This is a genomic window from Apibacter muscae (assembly GCF_007845635.1).
Classification (GTDB): Bacteria; Bacteroidota; Bacteroidia; order Flavobacteriales; family Weeksellaceae; genus Apibacter; species Apibacter muscae.
Genome location: NZ_SELG01000041.1, coordinates 73,015 through 93,334, shown reverse-complemented (window position 1 = coordinate 93,334; position 20,320 = coordinate 73,015). Strand labels below are relative to the sequence as shown.

Annotated in this window: 14 protein-coding genes and 1 tRNA gene; 9 read left to right on the top strand and 6 right to left on the bottom strand. The window is 28.2% G+C overall.

What is annotated here, in order from left to right:
* The first annotated feature begins 163 nt into the window (after positions 1-163).
* From ETU08_RS09550 to ETU08_RS09525, 6 genes are all read left to right on the top strand, one after another.
* Complete coding sequence (locus tag ETU08_RS09550; RefSeq protein WP_146262802.1) at positions 164-664, top strand: RNA polymerase sigma factor; 501 nt, start codon at positions 164-166, stop codon at positions 662-664.
* Positions 657-1,340: a DUF8845 family protein gene (locus ETU08_RS09545; protein WP_146262801.1), complete on the top strand. Its 684-nt coding sequence runs from the start codon at positions 657-659 to the stop codon at positions 1,338-1,340. The genes ETU08_RS09550 and ETU08_RS09545 overlap by 8 nt, the downstream gene beginning before the upstream one ends.
* An 86-nt stretch (positions 1,341-1,426) precedes the next feature.
* Entirely contained in the window at positions 1,427-3,265 is a 1,839-nt protein-coding gene (locus ETU08_RS09540) for a DNA topoisomerase IV subunit B (RefSeq protein ID WP_146262800.1), read from the top strand.
* Positions 3,266-3,276: 11 nt separating this feature from the next.
* Entirely contained in the window at positions 3,277-3,774 is a 498-nt protein-coding gene (locus ETU08_RS09535; protein ID WP_146262799.1) for a hypothetical protein, read from the top strand.
* Between the two features lie 24 nt (positions 3,775-3,798).
* Positions 3,799-6,360: a DNA gyrase/topoisomerase IV subunit A gene (locus tag ETU08_RS09530; protein WP_146262798.1), complete on the top strand. Its 2,562-nt coding sequence runs from the start codon at positions 3,799-3,801 to the stop codon at positions 6,358-6,360.
* 109 nt (positions 6,361-6,469) lie between these two features.
* Positions 6,470-8,257, top strand: a complete 1,788-nt coding sequence (locus ETU08_RS09525; protein ID WP_146262797.1) for a DUF6119 family protein — start codon at positions 6,470-6,472, stop codon at positions 8,255-8,257.
* A gap of 119 nt (positions 8,258-8,376) precedes the next feature.
* Here ETU08_RS09525 and alaS read toward each other — a convergent pair whose 3' ends face one another.
* Positions 8,377-10,983 carry an alanine--tRNA ligase gene (gene alaS, locus ETU08_RS09520; protein WP_146262796.1) on the bottom strand — a complete coding sequence of 869 codons (2,607 nt, stop codon included), beginning with the start codon at positions 10,981-10,983 and terminating at the stop codon, positions 8,377-8,379.
* A 71-nt stretch (positions 10,984-11,054) separates the two neighbouring features.
* Positions 11,055-11,543, bottom strand: coding sequence for a nuclear transport factor 2 family protein (locus tag ETU08_RS09515; protein WP_146262795.1), 489 nt, complete (start codon positions 11,541-11,543; stop codon positions 11,055-11,057).
* Positions 11,544-11,970: 427 nt separating this feature from the next.
* On the opposite strand from ETU08_RS09515, the gene ETU08_RS09510 reads away from it, so the two are divergent.
* The gene (locus tag ETU08_RS09510) at positions 11,971-12,498 is read left to right on the top strand and encodes a septal ring lytic transglycosylase RlpA family protein (protein WP_146262794.1); all 528 of its coding nucleotides are present in this window, start codon (positions 11,971-11,973) and stop codon (positions 12,496-12,498) included.
* A 77-nt stretch (positions 12,499-12,575) separates the two neighbouring features.
* On the opposite strand, the gene ETU08_RS09505 is transcribed toward ETU08_RS09510, so the two are convergent.
* From ETU08_RS09505 to ETU08_RS09495, 3 genes are all read right to left on the bottom strand, one after another.
* A complete protein-coding gene (locus tag ETU08_RS09505) occupies positions 12,576-14,111 on the bottom strand; it encodes a YifB family Mg chelatase-like AAA ATPase (protein ID WP_146262793.1) in 1,536 nt (511 codons plus the stop codon).
* A gap of 74 nt (positions 14,112-14,185) precedes the next feature.
* Positions 14,186-15,667: a DUF8728 domain-containing protein gene (locus ETU08_RS09500; protein ID WP_146262792.1), complete on the bottom strand. Its 1,482-nt coding sequence runs from the start codon at positions 15,665-15,667 to the stop codon at positions 14,186-14,188.
* A gap of 138 nt (positions 15,668-15,805) precedes the next feature.
* A complete protein-coding gene (locus tag ETU08_RS09495; protein ID WP_260391085.1) occupies positions 15,806-17,890 on the bottom strand; it encodes a carboxy terminal-processing peptidase in 2,085 nt (694 codons plus the stop codon).
* A gap of 144 nt (positions 17,891-18,034) precedes the next feature.
* Here ETU08_RS09495 and surE point away from each other — a divergent pair, with 144 nt between their 5' ends.
* Both surE and ETU08_RS09485 read left to right on the top strand, forming a co-directional pair.
* Complete coding sequence (gene surE / locus ETU08_RS09490) at positions 18,035-18,805, top strand: 5'/3'-nucleotidase SurE (RefSeq protein ID WP_146262790.1); 771 nt, start codon at positions 18,035-18,037, stop codon at positions 18,803-18,805.
* Between the two features lie 432 nt (positions 18,806-19,237).
* A complete protein-coding gene (locus ETU08_RS09485) occupies positions 19,238-19,864 on the top strand; it encodes a DUF2238 domain-containing protein (protein ID WP_146262789.1) in 627 nt (208 codons plus the stop codon).
* Positions 19,865-20,155: 291 nt separating this feature from the next.
* On the opposite strand, the gene ETU08_RS09480 is transcribed toward ETU08_RS09485, so the two are convergent.
* A tRNA-Ser gene (locus tag ETU08_RS09480) sits at positions 20,156-20,240 on the bottom strand.
* Positions 20,241-20,320: the final 80 nt, after the last annotated feature.

Sequence of the window (20,320 nt, the reverse complement as noted above, 5' to 3'; positions counted from 1 at the left end):
TAATTATTTTCCTATGAATAATTAATAAAATATAAATTTTTGAGTTTATTTTAAATTAAAATATGGCTTGGTTTTACTAAATATATTAATTCCTATAGTCATTAAGATGGCTAAATATGTAACAAATACTGAAAGCTAAATACCTATACAAATAAGAAATATTTTGAAAAAAAATAATGAATTAGAATTCTCAGCACTTATTGAAGGCAATCAAGGCATTATTCATAAAGTCTGCCGACTTTATACCAATAACGATGAAGATTCTCAAGACTTATTTCAGGAAATTGTTTTACAACTTTGGAAATCCTATAAAACATTTAAAGGCAATTCAAAATTTACCACATGGATGTATAGAGTTGCTCTAAATACTGCAATCACACTTTTTAGAAAATCGTCTAGAAAAATAGAGACACAGGAAATCGATCATTCTTTATATAAAATTTCTGATGATAATGATTTTTCAATTAAACAGGAACAAATAAATTTTCTATATGAATCAATAAAAAAACTCTCAGAAATTGAACGTGCTATAATTCTTCTTTATCTAGAGGATTTGCCCTACAAAGAAATTTCAGAGACCTTAGGAATAACTGAAGTAAATGCACGCGTAAAGATTAATAGAATAAAAGTTAAGCTTAAAGATATTATGAGTAAAAATGAATAAACAAATGGACATTGATCATATAAAAAAGTATTGGATTACTCAAGATAATAACAAGAATTATTCTCAAGATGAGTTAATTTCAATGCTTAATAAAACCTCAAGAAATACAGTTAAATATATAGTCGCTATAAGTATAATTGAATTTGCAGTGATGATCCTTTCTCTAATTATTTCATTAACTACAGATAGAACTATTGTTTTTAATAGCTTAGATGTAAATGGACAAAAAACATTTATTAAAGAAATGCAAATTAGTGATGCGTTAACTTATCTTAATATTATAATATCCATTTTCTTTATCTACAACTTGTATAAATCTTACAAGGATATAAATATTCTCAGTTCAACTAAGGAGCTTATAAATAAAATATTGGGATTTAGAAAGCGTATAAATACTTTACTTGCAATAAACATAATTCTTGGATTTATAATTTTATACTATACAAGTTTTTACGATTTTATGCATATCATAAAATCAAGACATTCATATTACGAGCAGGGTATATTTAAAAGCTTATATATTCCTTTTTCATCTCCTAAATACATTATTATATACATTATTATATGCATAATTTTTATTGCTATACTAATGGTTTACTATGGGTTAATTTATGGAATTCTATTAAAAAAACTTAAAAAAAACTTGGAAGAAATAAAAAAATTAGACATTGAATAAGTAAATCTATAAATAAACTATTAAAATTATAAAATTTAACGATTTTTTGTTATCAAAAGAATTTAATATACTTTTGCAAATAGCATATGACTCCATCTAAATATACAGAAGATAATATAAAAACTCTTGATTGGCAGGAACATATACGTATTCGTCCAGGTATGTATATCGGAAAACTGGGAGATGGTTCTTCCCCTGACGATGGTATATACATTCTGTTAAAAGAAATCATAGACAACTCTATAGATGAGTTTGTTATGGGGGAAGGAAAAAAAATTAAAATTTTCTTAAACGAGAATAATATTAAAATTCGTGACTATGGAAGAGGGATTCCTCTAGGGAAAATGGTGGACGCCGTTTCTAAGATGAATACTGGGGGTAAGTACGATTCCCGTGCTTTCAAAAAATCTGTAGGACTAAATGGTGTAGGTACAAAGGCTGTAAATGCCCTTTCCTCTTATTTTAAAGTACAAGCAACAAGAGAACATCTTACGCGCTATGCAGAATTTTCCAAAGGTATTCTAACCTTTGAGAGTGATGAAATTGAATCTAAAGAAACAAATGGAACAGAAATAATTTTTGAACCAGATCCTAGCATTTTTGGAAATTTTAAGTTCCGAAAGGAATATATAGACAAAATGCTAAAAAACTATGTTTATTTAAATCCTGGTTTAAAAATTTATCTTAATGGTGAAGAGTTTTATTCTGAAAATGGACTGCAAGATTTACTAGAAGAAAATATAGAAGGTGATACCGTTTATCCTATTATTCATTTAAAAGGCGAAGATATTGAGGTAGCTATAACTCACGGAGAACGATCTCAATCGGAATCCTATTTTAGCTTTGTAAATGGACAACATACTACCCAAGGAGGAACCCACCTGAATGCATTTAAAGAAGCTTATGTTAAAACCATTAGAGAATTCTACAATAAAAACTATGAGGCAAGCGATATTAGAAAATCTATTATAGCTGCTGTATCTATAAAGGTCATTGAACCCGTTTTTGAATCACAAACAAAAACGAAACTTGGAAGCAATGAAATGGGACCGAATTTGCCTTCTATTCGAGCATTTACCACTGAATTTTTAAAAAGTAATTTAGATAACTTTTTACATAAAAATTCTGAAATAGCAGAATCTCTACAAAGAAAAATTATTATTTCAGAAAAAGAGAGAAAAGAATTATCAGGGATACAAAAATTAGCTAGAGAAAGAGCAAAAAAAGTAAGTCTTCATAATAAAAAGTTAAGAGATTGTCGTCAGCATTATAACGATCAAAAATCTCCAAGAAAATTAGAATCAACCATATTTATTACGGAGGGAGATTCAGCTTCTGGGTCTATAACTAAAAGCAGAGATGTTGAAACACAAGCGGTTTTTAGTTTAAGAGGTAAGCCATTAAATAGTTACGGCTTAACTAAAAAAATTGTGTATGAAAATGAAGAATTTAACTTATTACAAGCAGCATTAAACATTGAGATAAGTCTTGAAGATCTGAGGTACAACAACGTAGTTATAGCTACTGATGCAGATGTAGATGGTATGCATATTCGTTTGTTATTAATTACCTTTTTCTTACAATTCTTCCCTGAATTAGTAAAAAATGGGCATTTATATATACTACAAACTCCTCTATTTAGAGTTCGTAATAAGAAAGAAACACGGTATTGTTATTCTGAGGAAGAAAGAATAAACGCGTTAAACGAGCTTGGTAAAAACCCTGAAATCACTAGATTTAAGGGATTAGGAGAAATATCCCCCGATGAATTTAAAAATTTTATTGGTAGAGATATTCGTCTTGAACCTGTAATGTTAAGTAAAGATACCTCTATTGAAACATTATTGGAATTTTATATGGGTAAAAATACCCCTAATAGACAAGAGTTCATAATAGATAATTTGGTAATTGAAGCGATTAAATAAAAATTAGATTTATGAAAATACAAAACAAGGAAACGCAAAATAAATTAAAAATTGTTAATATTTTAACTTTAATCGTTTGTGTAAGTAGTATTATTTTTATTTATTTGGATATACGATCCCTTCAATATAGGGATGATTTAGTTTTCATCCTTAGTTTACTTATTTTATTATACCTTACCTACTTAGGCTGTCCTTTCTTTAAATACGACGGAGAAGGAGAAACACTTATTTTCCAAAACAAAAGATCATTAGCATCATCCGTATTCGTTAAAGAATTACAATCGGATTTCCCTAAGAGGAAGTTAAAAAAATTTAATATTAAAAAAAGTTATTTTTTTAAAAAGACACTTGAAATCTATATTTCAAGTAATAGAGTATCGGGTGGATTATCAAAACTAAGGTTTGATATATCCTATCTATCATCCAAACAAATTAGAAATTTAAAAATTTCATTGGACAAAGTTGTAAAAGAAAACAAGCTATCTGATACCCAAATTAATAAATCGTAAACTAAAATAGTTTTAAATAATATTATGCAAGAGCCTAATCAGGAGAACTTAAAGCCATCAGAACAAGTTGAACAAACTCAAAAGGTTTCTGGTATGTACAAAACTTGGTTTTTAGATTATGCTTCATATGTTATTTTAGAAAGAGCTATTCCATCCATTTTTGATGGATTAAAACCTGTTCAAAGAAGAATTCTCCATTCAATGAGAGAATTAGAAGATGGTAGATATAACAAAGTAGCAAATGTGGTTGGTAACACCATGAAATATCACCCACACGGGGATGCAGCCATTACAGATGCTATTGTACAAATAGGACAGAAAGATATTTTAATTGACACCCAAGGGAACTGGGGGAATATTTATACCGGAGATGGTGCTGCTGCTGCTCGGTATATTGAATCACGGCTTACGCCTTTTGCATTAGAGGTGGTTTTTAATCCTAAAACCACGGTTTGGCAATCTTCCTACGATGGTAGAAATAAGGAACCAGAAAACCTTCCGGTTAAGTTTCCTTTATTATTATCTCAGGGAGTTGAAGGGATTGCTGTAGGTTTATCCACCAAAATATTGCCTCATAATTTTGTTGAACTGATTGATGCTTCAATAGCATATTTAAAAAATAAACCATTTACTTTATATCCTGATTTTCAAACTGGAGGATTAATTGATGTATCTAACTATAATGACGGAGAAAGAGGAGGTAAAATAAGAGCCAGAGCCCGAATTTCTAATCCGGAAAAAGGTCTATTGTTAATTAATGAAATCCCTTATGGCACCAATACTAGTTCTTTAATCGATAGCATTATTAAAGCTAATGATAAAGGAAAGATTAAAATAAAAAAAATTGAGGATAATACTGCAGCAGAAGTTGAAATATTAGTATATCTCACCAATGATGTATCTCCTGACAAAATGATTGATGCATTGTATGCCTTTACAGACTGTGAAGTATCAATCTCACCGAACGCTTGCGTAATTGATATTGATAAACCAATTTTTACCACGGTTTCAAATATTCTTAAATCCAATACAGATCACACCGTTGATTTGTTAAAAAAAGAATTAGAAATTGAATTGGAGGAATTGCAAGAGCAATGGCACTTTTCATCGTTAGAACGTATTTTTATAGAAAATAGAATTTATCATAAAATTGAAGAACTTGAAACCTGGGAGGAAGTAATTGATACCATTGATAAGGCTTTAAAACCTTTTACTTCACATTTAATTAGAGAAGTTACGGTTGAAGATATTACAAGGCTTACAGAAATTCGAATAAAAAGAATAACACGTTTTGATCTAGGCAAAGCAGAAGAGCATATTCTAGCACTGGAGGGTAAAATTGAAGAAGTAAAATATCATTTAGGAAATCTTATCTCTTACGCCATAGACTATTTTACCAACATTAAGAAGAAGTATTCAAAAGGGAAAGAAAGAAAAACTGAAATTAGAACTTTTGATACCATTGATGCGGCTAAAGTAGCTGTAGCTAATATAAAGTTTTATGTAAATAAAGAGGAAGGCTTTATAGGTTATTCTTTAAAAAAAGATGAATATTTATTTGATTGTTCTGATATTGATGATATTATCGTTTTTAGGAAGGATGGTACCATGTTGGTTACTAAAGCAGACGCTAAAACATTTGTTGGAAAAAATATTATCCATGTAGGAATATGGAAAAAGAATGATAAACGAACGGTTTATAATTTGATCTATAGAGTAGGAAAAATGGGACCCTGGTTTATGAAAAGATTTCCAGTAACTTCTATTACAAGAGACAAAGAATATCAATTAATCTCTGAGGATAAATATTCCGAAATCCAATATTTTACTGCTAACCCTAATGGAGAAGCTGAAGTAGTTACTATATACTTAAAACTTAGCCAAAGATTAAAAAAATTAAAATTTGATTTAGATTTTTCTGAATTATCCATTAAAGGAAGAAGTTCCAAAGGAAACTTGGTAACAAAATATCCTATTAAGAGAATTGAATTAAAAGAATCTGGTATATCTACTTTAGCTCCAAGAAAAATTTGGTTCGATGATTCTATATTACGCTTAAATGTTGATGGTCGGGGAACTTACCTAGGGGCTTTTAAAGGAACAGATAAAGTTTTAACTTTAAGCTCTAAAGGCTTTGCCAAATTACATACTTTTGATCTGCTTAATCATTTCGACGATGATATAATAGTCATTGAAAAATGGGACCCTGAAAAACCTATTTGTTGTATATATTACGATGGAGAAAAATCCATTTATTTTATTAAGCGCTTCCTATTAGAAGATACCTTAAATCCACAAATATTCTTCCAATCTGAAAACCCAAAATCTTTTATAGAATGGGTGGGAACTGGCGGAAAATTAATTGCTGAAATTAATTTCGGAAAAGATAAAGAAACTGAAACCATTGACTTGGAAGAATTTATTTCTATTAAAGGAATTAAAGCTCAGGGCAACCAACTTTCCAAAGAAAAGATAAGAAATATTAAAGTAGAAGAGATTAAACCGGAAGAGGAAATTTTAGAAGAAGAAAATCATTTGGAAGAGGATAACCTTGACGCTAATGGAGAGCAAATTAATCTTTTTTAGCTAAAATATCATCTTATTTTCTTAAATTTTACCACACTAAATGCCATAAAATAATAAGTATTTATATATTTACAATATAAATTATATACATACTATATTATTATAAAATATGAGGTTAGGGGATATAAAATTTAATCTTAAATTTTTTTTAATTGATAAGCTATATTATGAATTCCAAAATAAAGATAATGATGAAATAGTTGAAATCATTAGAGATAATCACAAAAAATATCTCCATGCAAATAAAAATAATATTCAAATTGTAAAACCTTCTTTAGAGTTTTATGAAGAAAAAGATTTTAAATATTATACTTATTGTTATAATAATCCTAAAAATTTAGGTTATTGGAAATTATTTTTACCTTATGAATTAGCCAAAAAACAGAATTTTGAAATATTAGAGTTTTCATTTGTCTTATTTATCATATATAAATCTAATATCTATTGTGTAATTGGAGGTAGTGGTATTACCGTGATAAAAAAATATATTGACCCTTATTTTGGTATTGATCTATATCAACATTTTGCTAAACCTAATGAGGATATTTCTTTAGTTATAGATACAAGAGGTATAACCGGTAATTTATCTCAAAAATCAAATACATACAATTTTAATCAATCAGTAAATGATTCTTTAGATTATTCAGAGATACCTAAAAAAATAAAGATTAAAGTTAGAGCTGAATTAAGAAATGGAATCTTTAAAAAATATCATCTTGATGATGAGTCTATCATGGAAGTAGGTTCTTATTTTAATCTTAGAAAAAAAATTAGTTTTGAGGAATTAAGGCTATTAATAATTGATATTCATAATATTCGAGAAGATAAATCAAAATATACCCAATTAACTCTTTTCAAAAAGATTACAGAAGAACAGCTTCTTCATAGTTTAGATGAATTTCTTAAGGAAAAAATTGTTGATGATGTTAATTTACACATAACTCCTGATGAATTAAATAGATTAAATAATGATATAATTGAAATTGTAAATTTTAATAAACTTGAAAAATTTTATGAATGCGATGAATTTCGTATAAGATTTAGAAGGAAAAGGAAAACTAATGATAAAATAATAAATAATAGGAATAAATTATATTTTGAATGCACACAGTTTATTTATAATAATACTGATAATATAAATGATAGACTTTCAATTAAACAAAAATTATATGAATTAGGAATTATTGGTACTATAAATGGTAAAGAATCTACATCAGGAACATTTTACTCTCACATTATAGCAGAAATTATATATTCAGAAAAAAAATATTTTAGAATAGATAATCAATGGTTTTATTTGGAAGATAGATTTATAAAACAAATAAAACAAGAAGCCATTAACTATTACAAACAATATAAATTAAATAAAACTATATTAAATACTTGGGATGAGGATATGGATGAGGATACCTATAATACTTCTCATAAGTCTTCTAACCATTATATTTTGGATAAAGTTTTAAAAGAAAATATAGAGCTTTGTGACATTTTATATTTAGAAAATGATAGCATATATTTTATACATGTTAAAGATGGATTTAATACTCAAATGAGAAATTTATCAAGCCAAGTAATTCTTTCAGCTAAAAGATTATGGAATGATATAAATAGCAATTCAGGGAGTAATTATTTTATAAATACAATAAAAAAGCATAATAGGAAAAGTCCTACTAAAATATTAGAAGGAAAAGCATTATTTAACCAAATAATCAATAATGATTTAAAAATTCATTTTGTTATGGCATATAACAATAGAGCTTATAAAAACGAAAACTCTATAAAAAAAATAGAATTAAGCGAATCAAACATAGCTTTATATTCATTAGTACAAACTGTAAAGGAAATACTTAACTATAAATTATTTAATATTCAATTAATTGATATTTCAGAAATTTGAATATTTTTTATGTTAGTTTTAACTAGTATAATAATTATTAAATAGTTATCATTTCTTATAACTAAAAAAGGTATTCCTAAATGGAATACCTTTTATAATTAATCATATATTTTAAAAATTTAATCGATATACTGAATTGATTTATCTATTGCACGCTCTAGACCAGATAGATTTTTTCCTCCTGCGGTTGCAAATGAAGGTTGTCCTCCTCCTCCACCTTGTATTTCTTTCGCTAATTCTCTCACTATAGCACCTGCATTCAATTTTTTCGAATTAACCAAATCATCGGAAATACCTATAGATAAAGTAGGTTTATTATCTGTTTTAGTTCCCACTACAATAAATAAATTCTCTATTTCTTTTTTTAACTGAAAAATTAAATCTTTAACCGTAGCATTGTTTAATTCTGTAATTAAACCGATATACTGAACTCTATTTATTTCCTTTATAGAATTTTCCCAAAGTAACTTTTCATTCTTAGCTTTTTCTCTAACTAATTGTTCGATTTGCTTTTTTAACTCCTCATTCTCCGTAATCAGTTTTTCAATTGATTTTATGGGTTCCTCATTTTTTAATAAAGACTTCACCTGCTCGTAACTATTAAATTCTTGTTTTAGAAAATCTAACGCTTTTTTACCCGTAATCGCTTCTATTCTACGAACTCCAGCAGAGCTGGAAGATTCACTAATAATTTTGCAAATGATTATTTCCTGAGTATTCTTTACATGTGTACCTCCACAAAGTTCAACAGAATCTCCAAATTTAATTACACGAACAATATCTCCATACTTTTCTCCAAATAAAGCCATCGCTCCCATATCTAAGGCTTTGGCAAATGGAACTGATCTATTTTCGTTCAATAAAATTCGTTCCATAACTTTTTTATTGATTTCAATCTCAACCTGTTCAATTTCCTCTTCAGTCATTTTACTAAAATGGGAAAAGTCAAAACGTAGATAATCAGGTCCAACATAGGAACCTTTTTGTTCCACATGATTTCCTAAAACTTTTCTCAGTGCTGCATGCAACAAATGGGTAGCTGAATGGTTTTGTGAAATTGATTCTCTCCTTGCTTGGTCTACTACTGCTTGAAAGGGAAACTCTATATATTTAGGCAATTCTTTGACGATATGAACGATCAGATTATTTTCCTTTTTAGTATTAAGAATATCAATCTTTTCATTATCATTCATAATATATCCAGTATCACCCACTTGTCCACCGCTTTGTGCATAAAAAGGTGTTAACTGAAATACCAACTGATAAAATTCTCCTTCTTTGTTTTCAATTTTTCTATATCTAGTTACTTTAACTTGAGTATCTAAATAATCGTAACCTACAAATTCTTCTTGTAAATCTTCATGCAATACAACCCAGTCATAAGTTCTAAATTTTCCTGCTGACTTAGATCTTTCTTTTTGCTTACTCATTTCTACCTCAAATCCTTCTTCGTCTATGGAAAGTCCTTTTTCTTCTGCGATTATTCTTGATAAATCCGAAGGAAAACCATAGGTATCATAAAGCTCAAAAATAATCTCTCCTGGAATAGTTTTAATCGTTGGATTATTTTCTATAAAAGAATTCATTCTAACTAAACCTTGATCAATCGTTCTTAAAAATGAGGACTCTTCTTCTTTAATTACCAAAGCGATATGCTCCGCTTGCTTGGATAATTCTAAAAAATATTCTCCCATTTGAGTATTTAGGATAGGTACTAATTGATACAAAAGAGGTTCTTTCATATTTAGTATTCTAAATGCATAACCTACTGCCCTTCTAAGAATTCTACGTATTACATATCCAGCACCTGAATTGGATGGCAGTTGCCCATCGGCAATAGAAAATGCAATGGCTCTTACATGATCTGCCAGTACTCTAAATGCTACGTCTGTATTTGAATTTGCTCCGTATTTATAACCAGAAATTTGCTCCAATTTTGCAATTAAAGGCATAAAAACATCGGTATCATAGTTAGATGTTTTTCCTTGTAGAATCATACACAGACGCTCAAACCCCATCCCAGTATCAACATTTTGTTTAGGAAGTTTTTCAAGAGTTTTATCTGCTTTACGCAAATATTCCATAAATACCAAATTCCAAACTTCAATTACTTGTGGGTGGTCTTGGTTGACTAATTTTTTCCCATCTATCTTTTCTTTTTCGTTTAGAGGTCTTATATCTACATGGATTTCAGAACAAGGTCCACAAGGTCCGGTATCACCCATTTCCCAGAAATTGTCTTTTTTATTTCCTAGCAAAATTCGGTCTTCTGTAATATGTTCTTTCCAAAAATTATAAGCTTCTACATCTTTATTTAAATTTTCTATAGAATCCCCTTCAAAAATAGTTACATAAATCCACTCTTTAGGTATTTTATAAACTTGGGTTAATAATTCCCAAGCCCATGCAATGGCTTCTTTTTTAAAATAATCCCCAAAACTCCAATTCCCTAGCATTTCAAACATGGTGTGATGATAGGTATCTTTCCCAACATCATCCAAATCGTTATGTTTACCTGAAACTCTTAAACACTTTTGGGTATCTGCTATTCTAAAACTTTTAGGCTCTTTATATCCTAAGAAAAAATCTTTAAATTGAGTCATTCCGGAATTGGAAAACATTAAGGTAGGATCGTCTTTTAAAACAATTGGGGCAGATGGAACTATTGTATGTTGTTTAGATTCGAAAAAATCTAAAAATGTTTTTCTTATATCTTTTGAAGTCATTTGTAAATAGGCTTATTTATAAAATTTTAAATTAATTAAATATAATAATTAATCATATTAATGGTATATAACTAATGAATCTTGGCATTAGTTTTAAAGTTTATCATTTCCTGTAAATCATTTAATGAATATTGTATCCACTCTATTTGTTTTTCAATTTTTCCTTCTTCATTCAAATAAAACCAAGAAGTAAAAGGTGTTTCAGGTATTAAATTGCCGTTATAATAATACGGATTGTATTGACCAGAAACTGCTACAACACTGTCGTTAGCTAAAATACTTTTTAAGCTAACCAATTCGGAATAATTGGGATGTTTTTTAAAATTTGTATCCTCCCATCCATACATAGATTTAATTTGATCTTTGCCTTCAAGGGTGGAATTTAATAATCCATCTTCCCAAATTGAATGCGCTGAATAAAAATCCATTAGTTTGTGAATATCTTTTCTTTCAGAAAAAACATTATAAAAATCATGGATTATTTTTATATTTTTATCTTGTTTTATAGTGCAGGACATTAATAAAAAACCTGCAAACAGAAGTAGTAAGAATTTTCTCATATTTATGCGTGTAAAGTTACAAATTTTAAAATTACATTCTATTTTTCTTCATAGATCTAATGTTTTTTTATGTGCTATATTGACTTCATGTAGTTTTCAATTTTAAAATTACAGACGTAAAATTCCTTTAATAATTTTTATTTAGATAACGTTTAAAATTTTAGTGAATGAATTTTAAAAAATTCTTAGAATATATTATTGATAATTAATTAATAATTAAGGCTTTATGAATATATAGATAAGAATAGCTAAAAAAATTAACATCTCTAAATTTTTTTAACTTTAATTTAACCTATGGCATTTTACTCTTTATATATAAAGGTTTAGGTGTTATTTTATTTAAGTAAAATACTTATTATTTAGTTTTAAGAATTTTTTATTTTTTGTTGATCGTACTTTTGCCTCATTAATCAATATTAATAAGAATATGAAGAAAGTAACGTTTGTTGCAATTTTATTAGTATCCTTGTCTTTTACGGCTTTTCAAACTAAAACTGTTTTTTTTGATGAAAGTGATAAATTTGAACTTCCTTTAGATACTATAGTTGCAGATACATTACAAAAAAATAATAAACTTATTTTAAAAGATTCTTTAACTGATTCCTTATCTATCAATAAGGAAGATAATTTAGAAAATGATAATGTAGCAATAGTTGAAGAATCTAAAAAACTATCTGCCGGGAAAGTTTCTTGGTACGGTGGTAAGTTTCATGGTAGACTTACTTCAAGCGGTGAAAGATATGATATGAATGCTTATACCGCTGCCCATAAATCTTTACCCTTTGGTACTAAGGTTAAAATTATAAATCCTAAAAATGGTAAAGAGGTTATAGTGCGTATCACTGATCGTGGACCTTTTGTACCTAAAAGAGAATTTGATTTGAGTAAAGCTGCATTTGCTGAACTTGCAAGTTTAAATTCCGGAGTTTTAAATGTCCAGTATGTAGTTTTATAAAAATTTTAAACTCCGATTTCATCGGAGTTTTTTTATTATTAACATTTACAAAAAGTATATTAATAAAATTTTTATTCTTAGGTTCCCCATCCTTCCCTATCTAAAGATCTGTATTGAATAGCTTCAGCTATATGATTAGAATTTATATTTTCTGATTTATCCAAATCAGCAATGGTTCTACTAACTCTAAGAATTCTGTCATAAGCTCTTGCAGAAAGTCCTAATTTTTCTATTGCATTTTTAATCAATTGAGTGGATTTTTCATCTAACGCACAATACTTATCCAATTCTTTGGGACCCATTTGTGCATTGTAATGAAGATAACTATTTTCCTTATATCTAAAGGTCTGAATATTTCTAGCCTCAATCACTCTTTTTCTAATTTTTTCACTAGGCTCTCCTTTTCTTTTATCTGAAAGATTATCAAAAGGAACTGGAGATACTTCAATATGTATATCTATGCGATCCAATAGAGGACCAGAAATCTTATTCATGTACCTTTGCATTTCTGTAAGTGAACTTGTATTTTTAGGATCGTTAGGAAAGTACCCGGACGGGGAAGGATTCATGGATGCAATAAGCATAAAACTTGCTGGATAGGTTAAGGTGAATTTAGCTCTGGAAATAGTAACCACCCTATCTTCTAAAGGTTGCCTCATAACTTCTAAAACTTGCCTATTAAATTCAGGCAATTCATCTAAAAACAAAACTCCGTTATGAGAAAGAGATATTTCTCCGGGTTGGGGATAGCTCCCCCCTCCTACTAAAGCTACAGATGATATGGTATGATGAGGATTCCTGTAAGGCCGTGTAGTCATTAATGAGGACTCTTGTCCTAACTTACCCGCTACTGAATGTATTTTGGTTGTTTCTAACGCTTCAGATAAGGTTAGAGGTGGCAAAATGGATGGAATTCTTTTGGCGAGCATAGTTTTACCACTTCCAGGTGGACCTATCAACAAAACATTATGCCCTCCAGCTGCAGCTATTTCTAAAGCTCTCTTTATATTTTCCTGACCTTTTACTTCTGAAAAATCATATGGATAATGATTGCAATTTTTATTGAATTCTTCACGAGTGTTTAGTATTACAGGTTTTAGGTCGACCTTCTTATCAAAAAAATTTATTATTTCTGATATATGACTAATGCCATAAACTTCTAAATTATTAACTATTGCTGCTTCTTTAGCATTTTGAATTGGTAAGAAAAATCCTTTAAAACCATCTTCTCTGGCTTGAATTGCTATGGGTAAAACTCCTTTTACCGGTTGTAAGGAACCATCTAAAGATAACTCTCCCATTATTAAATATTTTTCTAAACTGCTATATTTAATTTGTTCAGAAGCGGCTAAAATACCCATTGCTATAGTTAAATCATAAGCAGAACCTTCTTTTCGTAAGTCTGCAGGTGCCATGTTAACCGTAATTTTTTTACCTGGCATCTTATATCCACAATTCTTTAATGCAGCAGAAATTCTATGAGCACTTTCTTTAATTGCTAAATCTGGCATTCCTACCAATTGATACCCTACCCCTTTATCAATATTTACTTCTACTGTAATTATTTGTGCGTTAACTCCATAAACAGCACTCCCATAAGTTTTTACTAACATATAAAATTCTTACATTTTAATCCTTTTTAAGGATAAATATAATAAAATTATAAAATAAAAACAGAGACATGAATTTAGTTTATCCTCTTATATAAATAATAATCTCTTCCTGAAGGCTTAAGTTTATATATTTTATCTAATATAAAATTGTCTGATTTTGCATTTTGCAAAATATGAAATTCTTTTATAAGCTTATATTTGGATGATTCCTCTATTGAAATATCACCTTTAAACATAGGTTTATTATCTTCTAAAATATAATCAGGTTGATATTTCTTAATGACACTTTCTGCAACATTATTCCCTTTAATTTTAAATTCTTCTAATACTCTTTTATCTACCAAACCTACGTAGTCAATAGCTTTTAGTTTTGAGAAATATGGTATGTAACCTGCCGGTTCTAAAAAAACAGTTTTTGATTTATCTGGTTCAATACTATCTAAATATAATCCTACTTTTCTATTATAATACCATTCTCCATGCCCTGTAGCTATAGAATGTACTGTTTGATAAGCCACTAAGGGAATAAAGAATATTACTATATATGTTATAATCTTAGTTTTATTTAAATCTTGTATGAAATATAAAATTATAGGAATAAACATAAATATCTGTGGTATCCAATAGTACCAATCAAACCAACTATTAGCAAATCCAAAAACTACCATTCTAACCCAAGCATAGGTGTAAATAATGGATAAGATATACTTCTGTTCTCTGTTTAGGTTTTTACTTATTTTATAGAATGAAAAGATGGACAAAAAAATAGTAATTATTAGGAAAATGTTTATTTTCAATATATTTAACGGAATTTTTAGCATGGAATAATAATTAGTATTATTCAACATTCCAATAAACTTACTCATGAAATTATCAGCTTCATTGGCATAGGCTAATCTTTTAGCAACTATTGTATTATTTATAATTTCATGAAAGTAAAAATAATTGAATCCAAGTATTGTTATTACACTTAGAATTCCAGATAATATAAAGAAATAATTTGGTTTTCTATATCGGAATAAATCATAAAAAAAGTTAATTAATAAAAACATTGCCGCATCTAATCGCGTCCATGATATTAGAATGGGTAAAAGCAAAAATGCCCAGTTTCTTCGTAATAAAACTGCGTATTTTAAAAATAAAACATAGAGGAAAAATATTAATCCAAATTCCATTCCTAAAATGGAAATTTTAATTGCAGGTGGTAAAAAATTTGCAAAAAATATGAATAATATTTTTACATTATCATTGCCTGTTAATATGTCTGAGAGTATTTTAGTTCCCCATGTATAAATTATACTATTAAAAATTATTAGAGGATAAATAAAATTTTCTGAAAAAATTAATTTAAATATTATACTTATAAACACGTATAAGTGAGTGGTAGATGAGGAAATTCTTTCATCACCGTTAAAACCATAAACTCCATAATCTAAAATATTCTGAGCTACTCTCCAAGTAATAAAGGCATCTTCTTGTATATGTTTTGTTAATAGAAATAATGCTTTTATTATAATTATAAGTAGGATACTAATTAATAATTTATTTTTTTTCATGATTATAATATAAAAAGTTTGTAAAAGTATCACATAATTCTTAATAAAATATACTTCAATTATAAAAAAATTATTCACAAAAAAAATCTCTATTTATTATTAAATAGAGATTTTATGAATAATTTTTAAATCTAAACTTTATTTTTTTATAATATCATTTAAGACATTGATGGATTCTCGCAAATTAAAATCTTTTTTCATACCCTTGTACCAATCCTCTCTCTTCGCTTTTAGAACTGTATCTTGTTTAAACTTAACCAGCTCATAGCTAGGCGCCTCAACTTTTATTTTAGCATCAAATGTAATGTCTTTCTCATATTTTTTTCCTTGCTGGCTTCTTTTTTCCATTTCATCCATAAATTTATCATAGGACAAAGAAATTTTATCAATTTTATCCAGCTCTTTCGTCCAATTCCCTATCGCTTCAATGGATGAAATGTAAGAACTTCCTTTTAATCTTTCTTTACTTTTTTCTTTAATATAGGTATAATCAATTTTTGGAGTTCCTTGCCAAGTGGTATATTGGGTTGTTGATATTTGATCCCAAGGCAATGCAAATTTTTGAGATTTTTCAAAAATATCTGAATAGGTTAGTATATCGGGAATTACAATGTCTGAATTTACACCTCTTAGTTGTGTTGAACTTCCATTAATTCTATAAAATTTCTGGATGGTAACTTTTAAAGCTCCGTATTTATCATCTCCCATACTGAATCTATCTAAAGGATAAATGGTTTGTACCGTCCCTTTCCCATAAGTTTGTTCTGGTCCTACTATAACTGCTCTTTTGTAGTCTTGCAAAGCGCCTGCTAAAATTTCCGATGCCGAAGCAGAAAGTTCATTAGTCATAACTACTAATGGTCCGTCCCAAACAATTTCCTTTTCTTTAGTTTCAAGAACCTTAATTTTCCCATTAGAATCCTTTACCTGTACCACAGGTCCAGATCCAACAAATAAGCCCGTAATATCTAAAACCTCGGATAAAGATCCTCCCCCATTATTTCTTACATCCATGATTAATCCAGTTATCCCTTGTTTTTTTAATTCATTAATTTCACGTTTAATATCATCCGAACAATCTCTACCACCTTTAGAATTTCCTTCAAGGTTTACATAAAACTCCGGTAAGTATAAAATACCAAATTTATTTCCTTTTTCATCAGTAATAATAGCACTTCTAACGAAAGTTTCTTGGATTTCAATTTCTTCTCTAACTAGGGTTACGTTTTTGGTACTGCCATCTTTCTTCTCAACCGTTAATACTACCGTAGATTTTTCCTCCCCTCTAATAAGCCGAATTGCATCGTCCAACAACATACCTACTACACTTACAGGTTCTCCTTTTTTGCCTTGTTGTACTTTAATAATTTTATCACCTGCTTCTATTTCTTTAGACTTCCATGCAGGTCCTCCTATCACCAATTCTTTTATGGTTGGATATCCTTTTATATCTTGTAGTGTAGCGCCTATTCCAATAATTTTACCGCTCATACTAGAGTTAAAATTATCTTTGTCTTTAGGTGAAAAATAGGTAGTATGAACATCAAAAACTTCTGTATAAGCATTAATAAAGATTGAAAATAAATCTGATTTTTTTCTAAGCTTAACTTGTCTGAAATACTCACCTAGGTTCTCTTTTACTTTTTTAATTGCATCAGCTTCAATTTCCTCTTTAGTTTGAGGCTTAGTTTTTTCTTTATTCTCTAATTTAGAAATTTTGATAGAGTCATTTACGCTGTCTTTTTGCTTTTGCGCATTAAATATCTCCTGAAGTACTCTATATTTAATATACTTTCTCCAATAATCTTTAGCTTCTTTTTCATTTGCAGGAAAATCTCTTTTTTTATCATCCGTTAAAAAAAATTCATCTTCATTAAGTGAAAGAGGTTCCTTAAATATTTCATTTACATAATTTTCTGACTCGTTTATCCTCTTATATAATCGATCAATGGTTAAATGATAAAAGGAAACATCTTCGTTGATAAGCATATCACTCATCTTTCCTTCATGTTTTTTAAATTCATTGATGTCTGCTTTTAAAAAATATCTTTTAAAAGGATCTAAATCCTCCATGTATTTTTTATATACATCTTTGGAATATTGTTCATTTAAATTTTTAGGTGAGTAACTTGCATATAGTAAGGTTTCTCTAACTCTTTTAAATATTTCTTTCTCGTTATCGTCCTTAGAGGATGCATTAAAACAAAACGCTAATAAACTCATAGAACATAACGATAAAAAAATCCAAGTTTTTCTAAAATTAAACATATTAATTTTTATAATTTAATTGTAATTACCAAATATAAGATTATTTCTACAATAGAAAATACTAATTTTGCATCAAATAAGTAAACAAATATCTAATATATGTCTAAACCTATAATTTTAGTTACCAACGATGATGGAATTGCTGCTCCGGGTATTCGAGAACTCATATTGATCATGAAAGAAATTGGGACTGTATACGTGGTTGCTCCAGATAAACCACAAAGCGGCATGGGACATGCTGTTACTATAAACTCAACTTTAAGAGTTGAAGAAATTTATTCTGACAATTCTTCTTTTGAATGGGCATGTAGTGGTACCCCAGCCGATTGTGTAAAATTGGCTGTTAATAAAATTTTGCCAAAAAAACCAGACTTATGTGTTTCTGGAATAAATCATGGTTCAAATTCCTCCATCAATATACTTTATTCAGGCACCATGTCGGCAGCCATAGAAGCTGGAATTGAAGGTATTCCGGCAATAGGTTTTTCTTTGTGTGATTATTCACATAATGCAAATTTTAAAGCTGCAAGTAATTATATTAAATCAATTGCTTTAAATGTTCTTAAAGAAGGTTTACCTAAAGACATTGTATTAAACGTTAATATTCCTAAGGCTGATGAAAAGGAAATACAAGGCGTTAAAATATGTAAACAGGCTCGTGCTTATTGGGAAGAAGAATTTCTAAAAAGAGTAGATCCTAGAGGACAAAATTATTATTGGTTAACAGGAAGCTGGAAGAATAAGAATTATGAAAACGGAACTGATGAAGAGGCTTTAAGCGAAAATTATATAAGCATAGTACCTGTTCAATTTGATTTAACTGCCTACAGTTTTATAGATACTATTAAAAATTGGAATTTTTCTATATGATTATGAAGTGTTATTTTGGATAATACAGTTTTTATATAAATATAATAATACTATACTTTATAATACCCGTGGTGCATTTAGAAATTAAAATATAATATATTGAATATTAATCACTTATATTTATTACTCAAAATTATTTGTTATTCTGATTTTAAATTTTTAAGTGTTTTGAGGTTATTTTGAATATAATCATTAAAATTGAAAATATTATTTCACTGATAATCAGTAACATTTATTTTTTTTCTAAATGCACCATGGGTTTTATAATACTAAATCTTATTATTAATTTAGTTAATTGTATATTAACACATGTGTAAATAAATTATTCAAACATAGAAAATCCTTATTTACAAATTTAATCCTTTTATATTTTTTATGATTTAAATTTTATATTCTTCGTTTATGTCATTATTCCATACATAAAAAAACTATATGATATACTCTAAAAATTACTATGTGCTTTTTTACTTACTGATTTTCTCAATTACAGCAGTTTGTTCTATTTATAAACCTTATGAATTATCATTATGGATCTTAGAATCAGGATTTTGTTTTTTAGGAATAATTATTTTATTGTTTTCATATAGAAGATTTAGATTTACAAATATTACATATATATTTATTCTTATTCATTTTATTATTCTATTTATAGGCGCTCATTATTCATACGCTCGTGTACCTTATTTTGATTTATTCACTAATTCTGGTAGAAATAACTATGATAAACTTGGACATTTTGCTCAAGGGTTTGTACCGGCACTTATATCTAGGGAAATATTAATTCGTTTAAAAATTGTACAAAATAAAAATTGGATTCCTTTTTTAGTGATATGTATATGTTTAGCTATTAGTGCTTTTTATGAATTTTTAGAATGGTGTATATCAATTTTTTCCTACGGAGGAACTGAAGATTTTTTAGGTATACAAGGATTTATATGGGATACTCAATCCGATATGTTTTGTGCCTTCATTGGATCTATAACCATGCTATTAACTCTATCTAAAATTCAGAATCGTCAAATATTACAATTAAAATATAAGAAAGCATATCATCCTTAAAGATTCATTAAGATACTATATATATGAGTTTAAATAATTTTAAATTTTAAATATATCTAATAATATAAGCGTTTTGAAATTATCGGATATTATGTGATATATTTTTTTGAGATTTTATTTTTACAACTGTTACAATTTGAAATAAGTTATTAAGTTATAAACAACTTTTTTCAAATAATGTATTTTAAATGAATTGAAAATTTAAACAATAAAAATTTATACTTACTTAATAAAAACATTAAGTAATCTAATAAAAAAACCTTACAATATTTAATTGTAAGGTTTTTAATGCGGAGAGAGAGGGATTCGAACCCCCGGACCTGTTACAGTCAACGGTTTTCAAGACCGCCGCAATCGACCACTCTGCCATCTCTCCAATACTATTGAAATTTATAATTTCAGTAGTTATGTTAAGCGGTTGCAAATATACAATAGTTTTTTATTTTTCCAAACTTT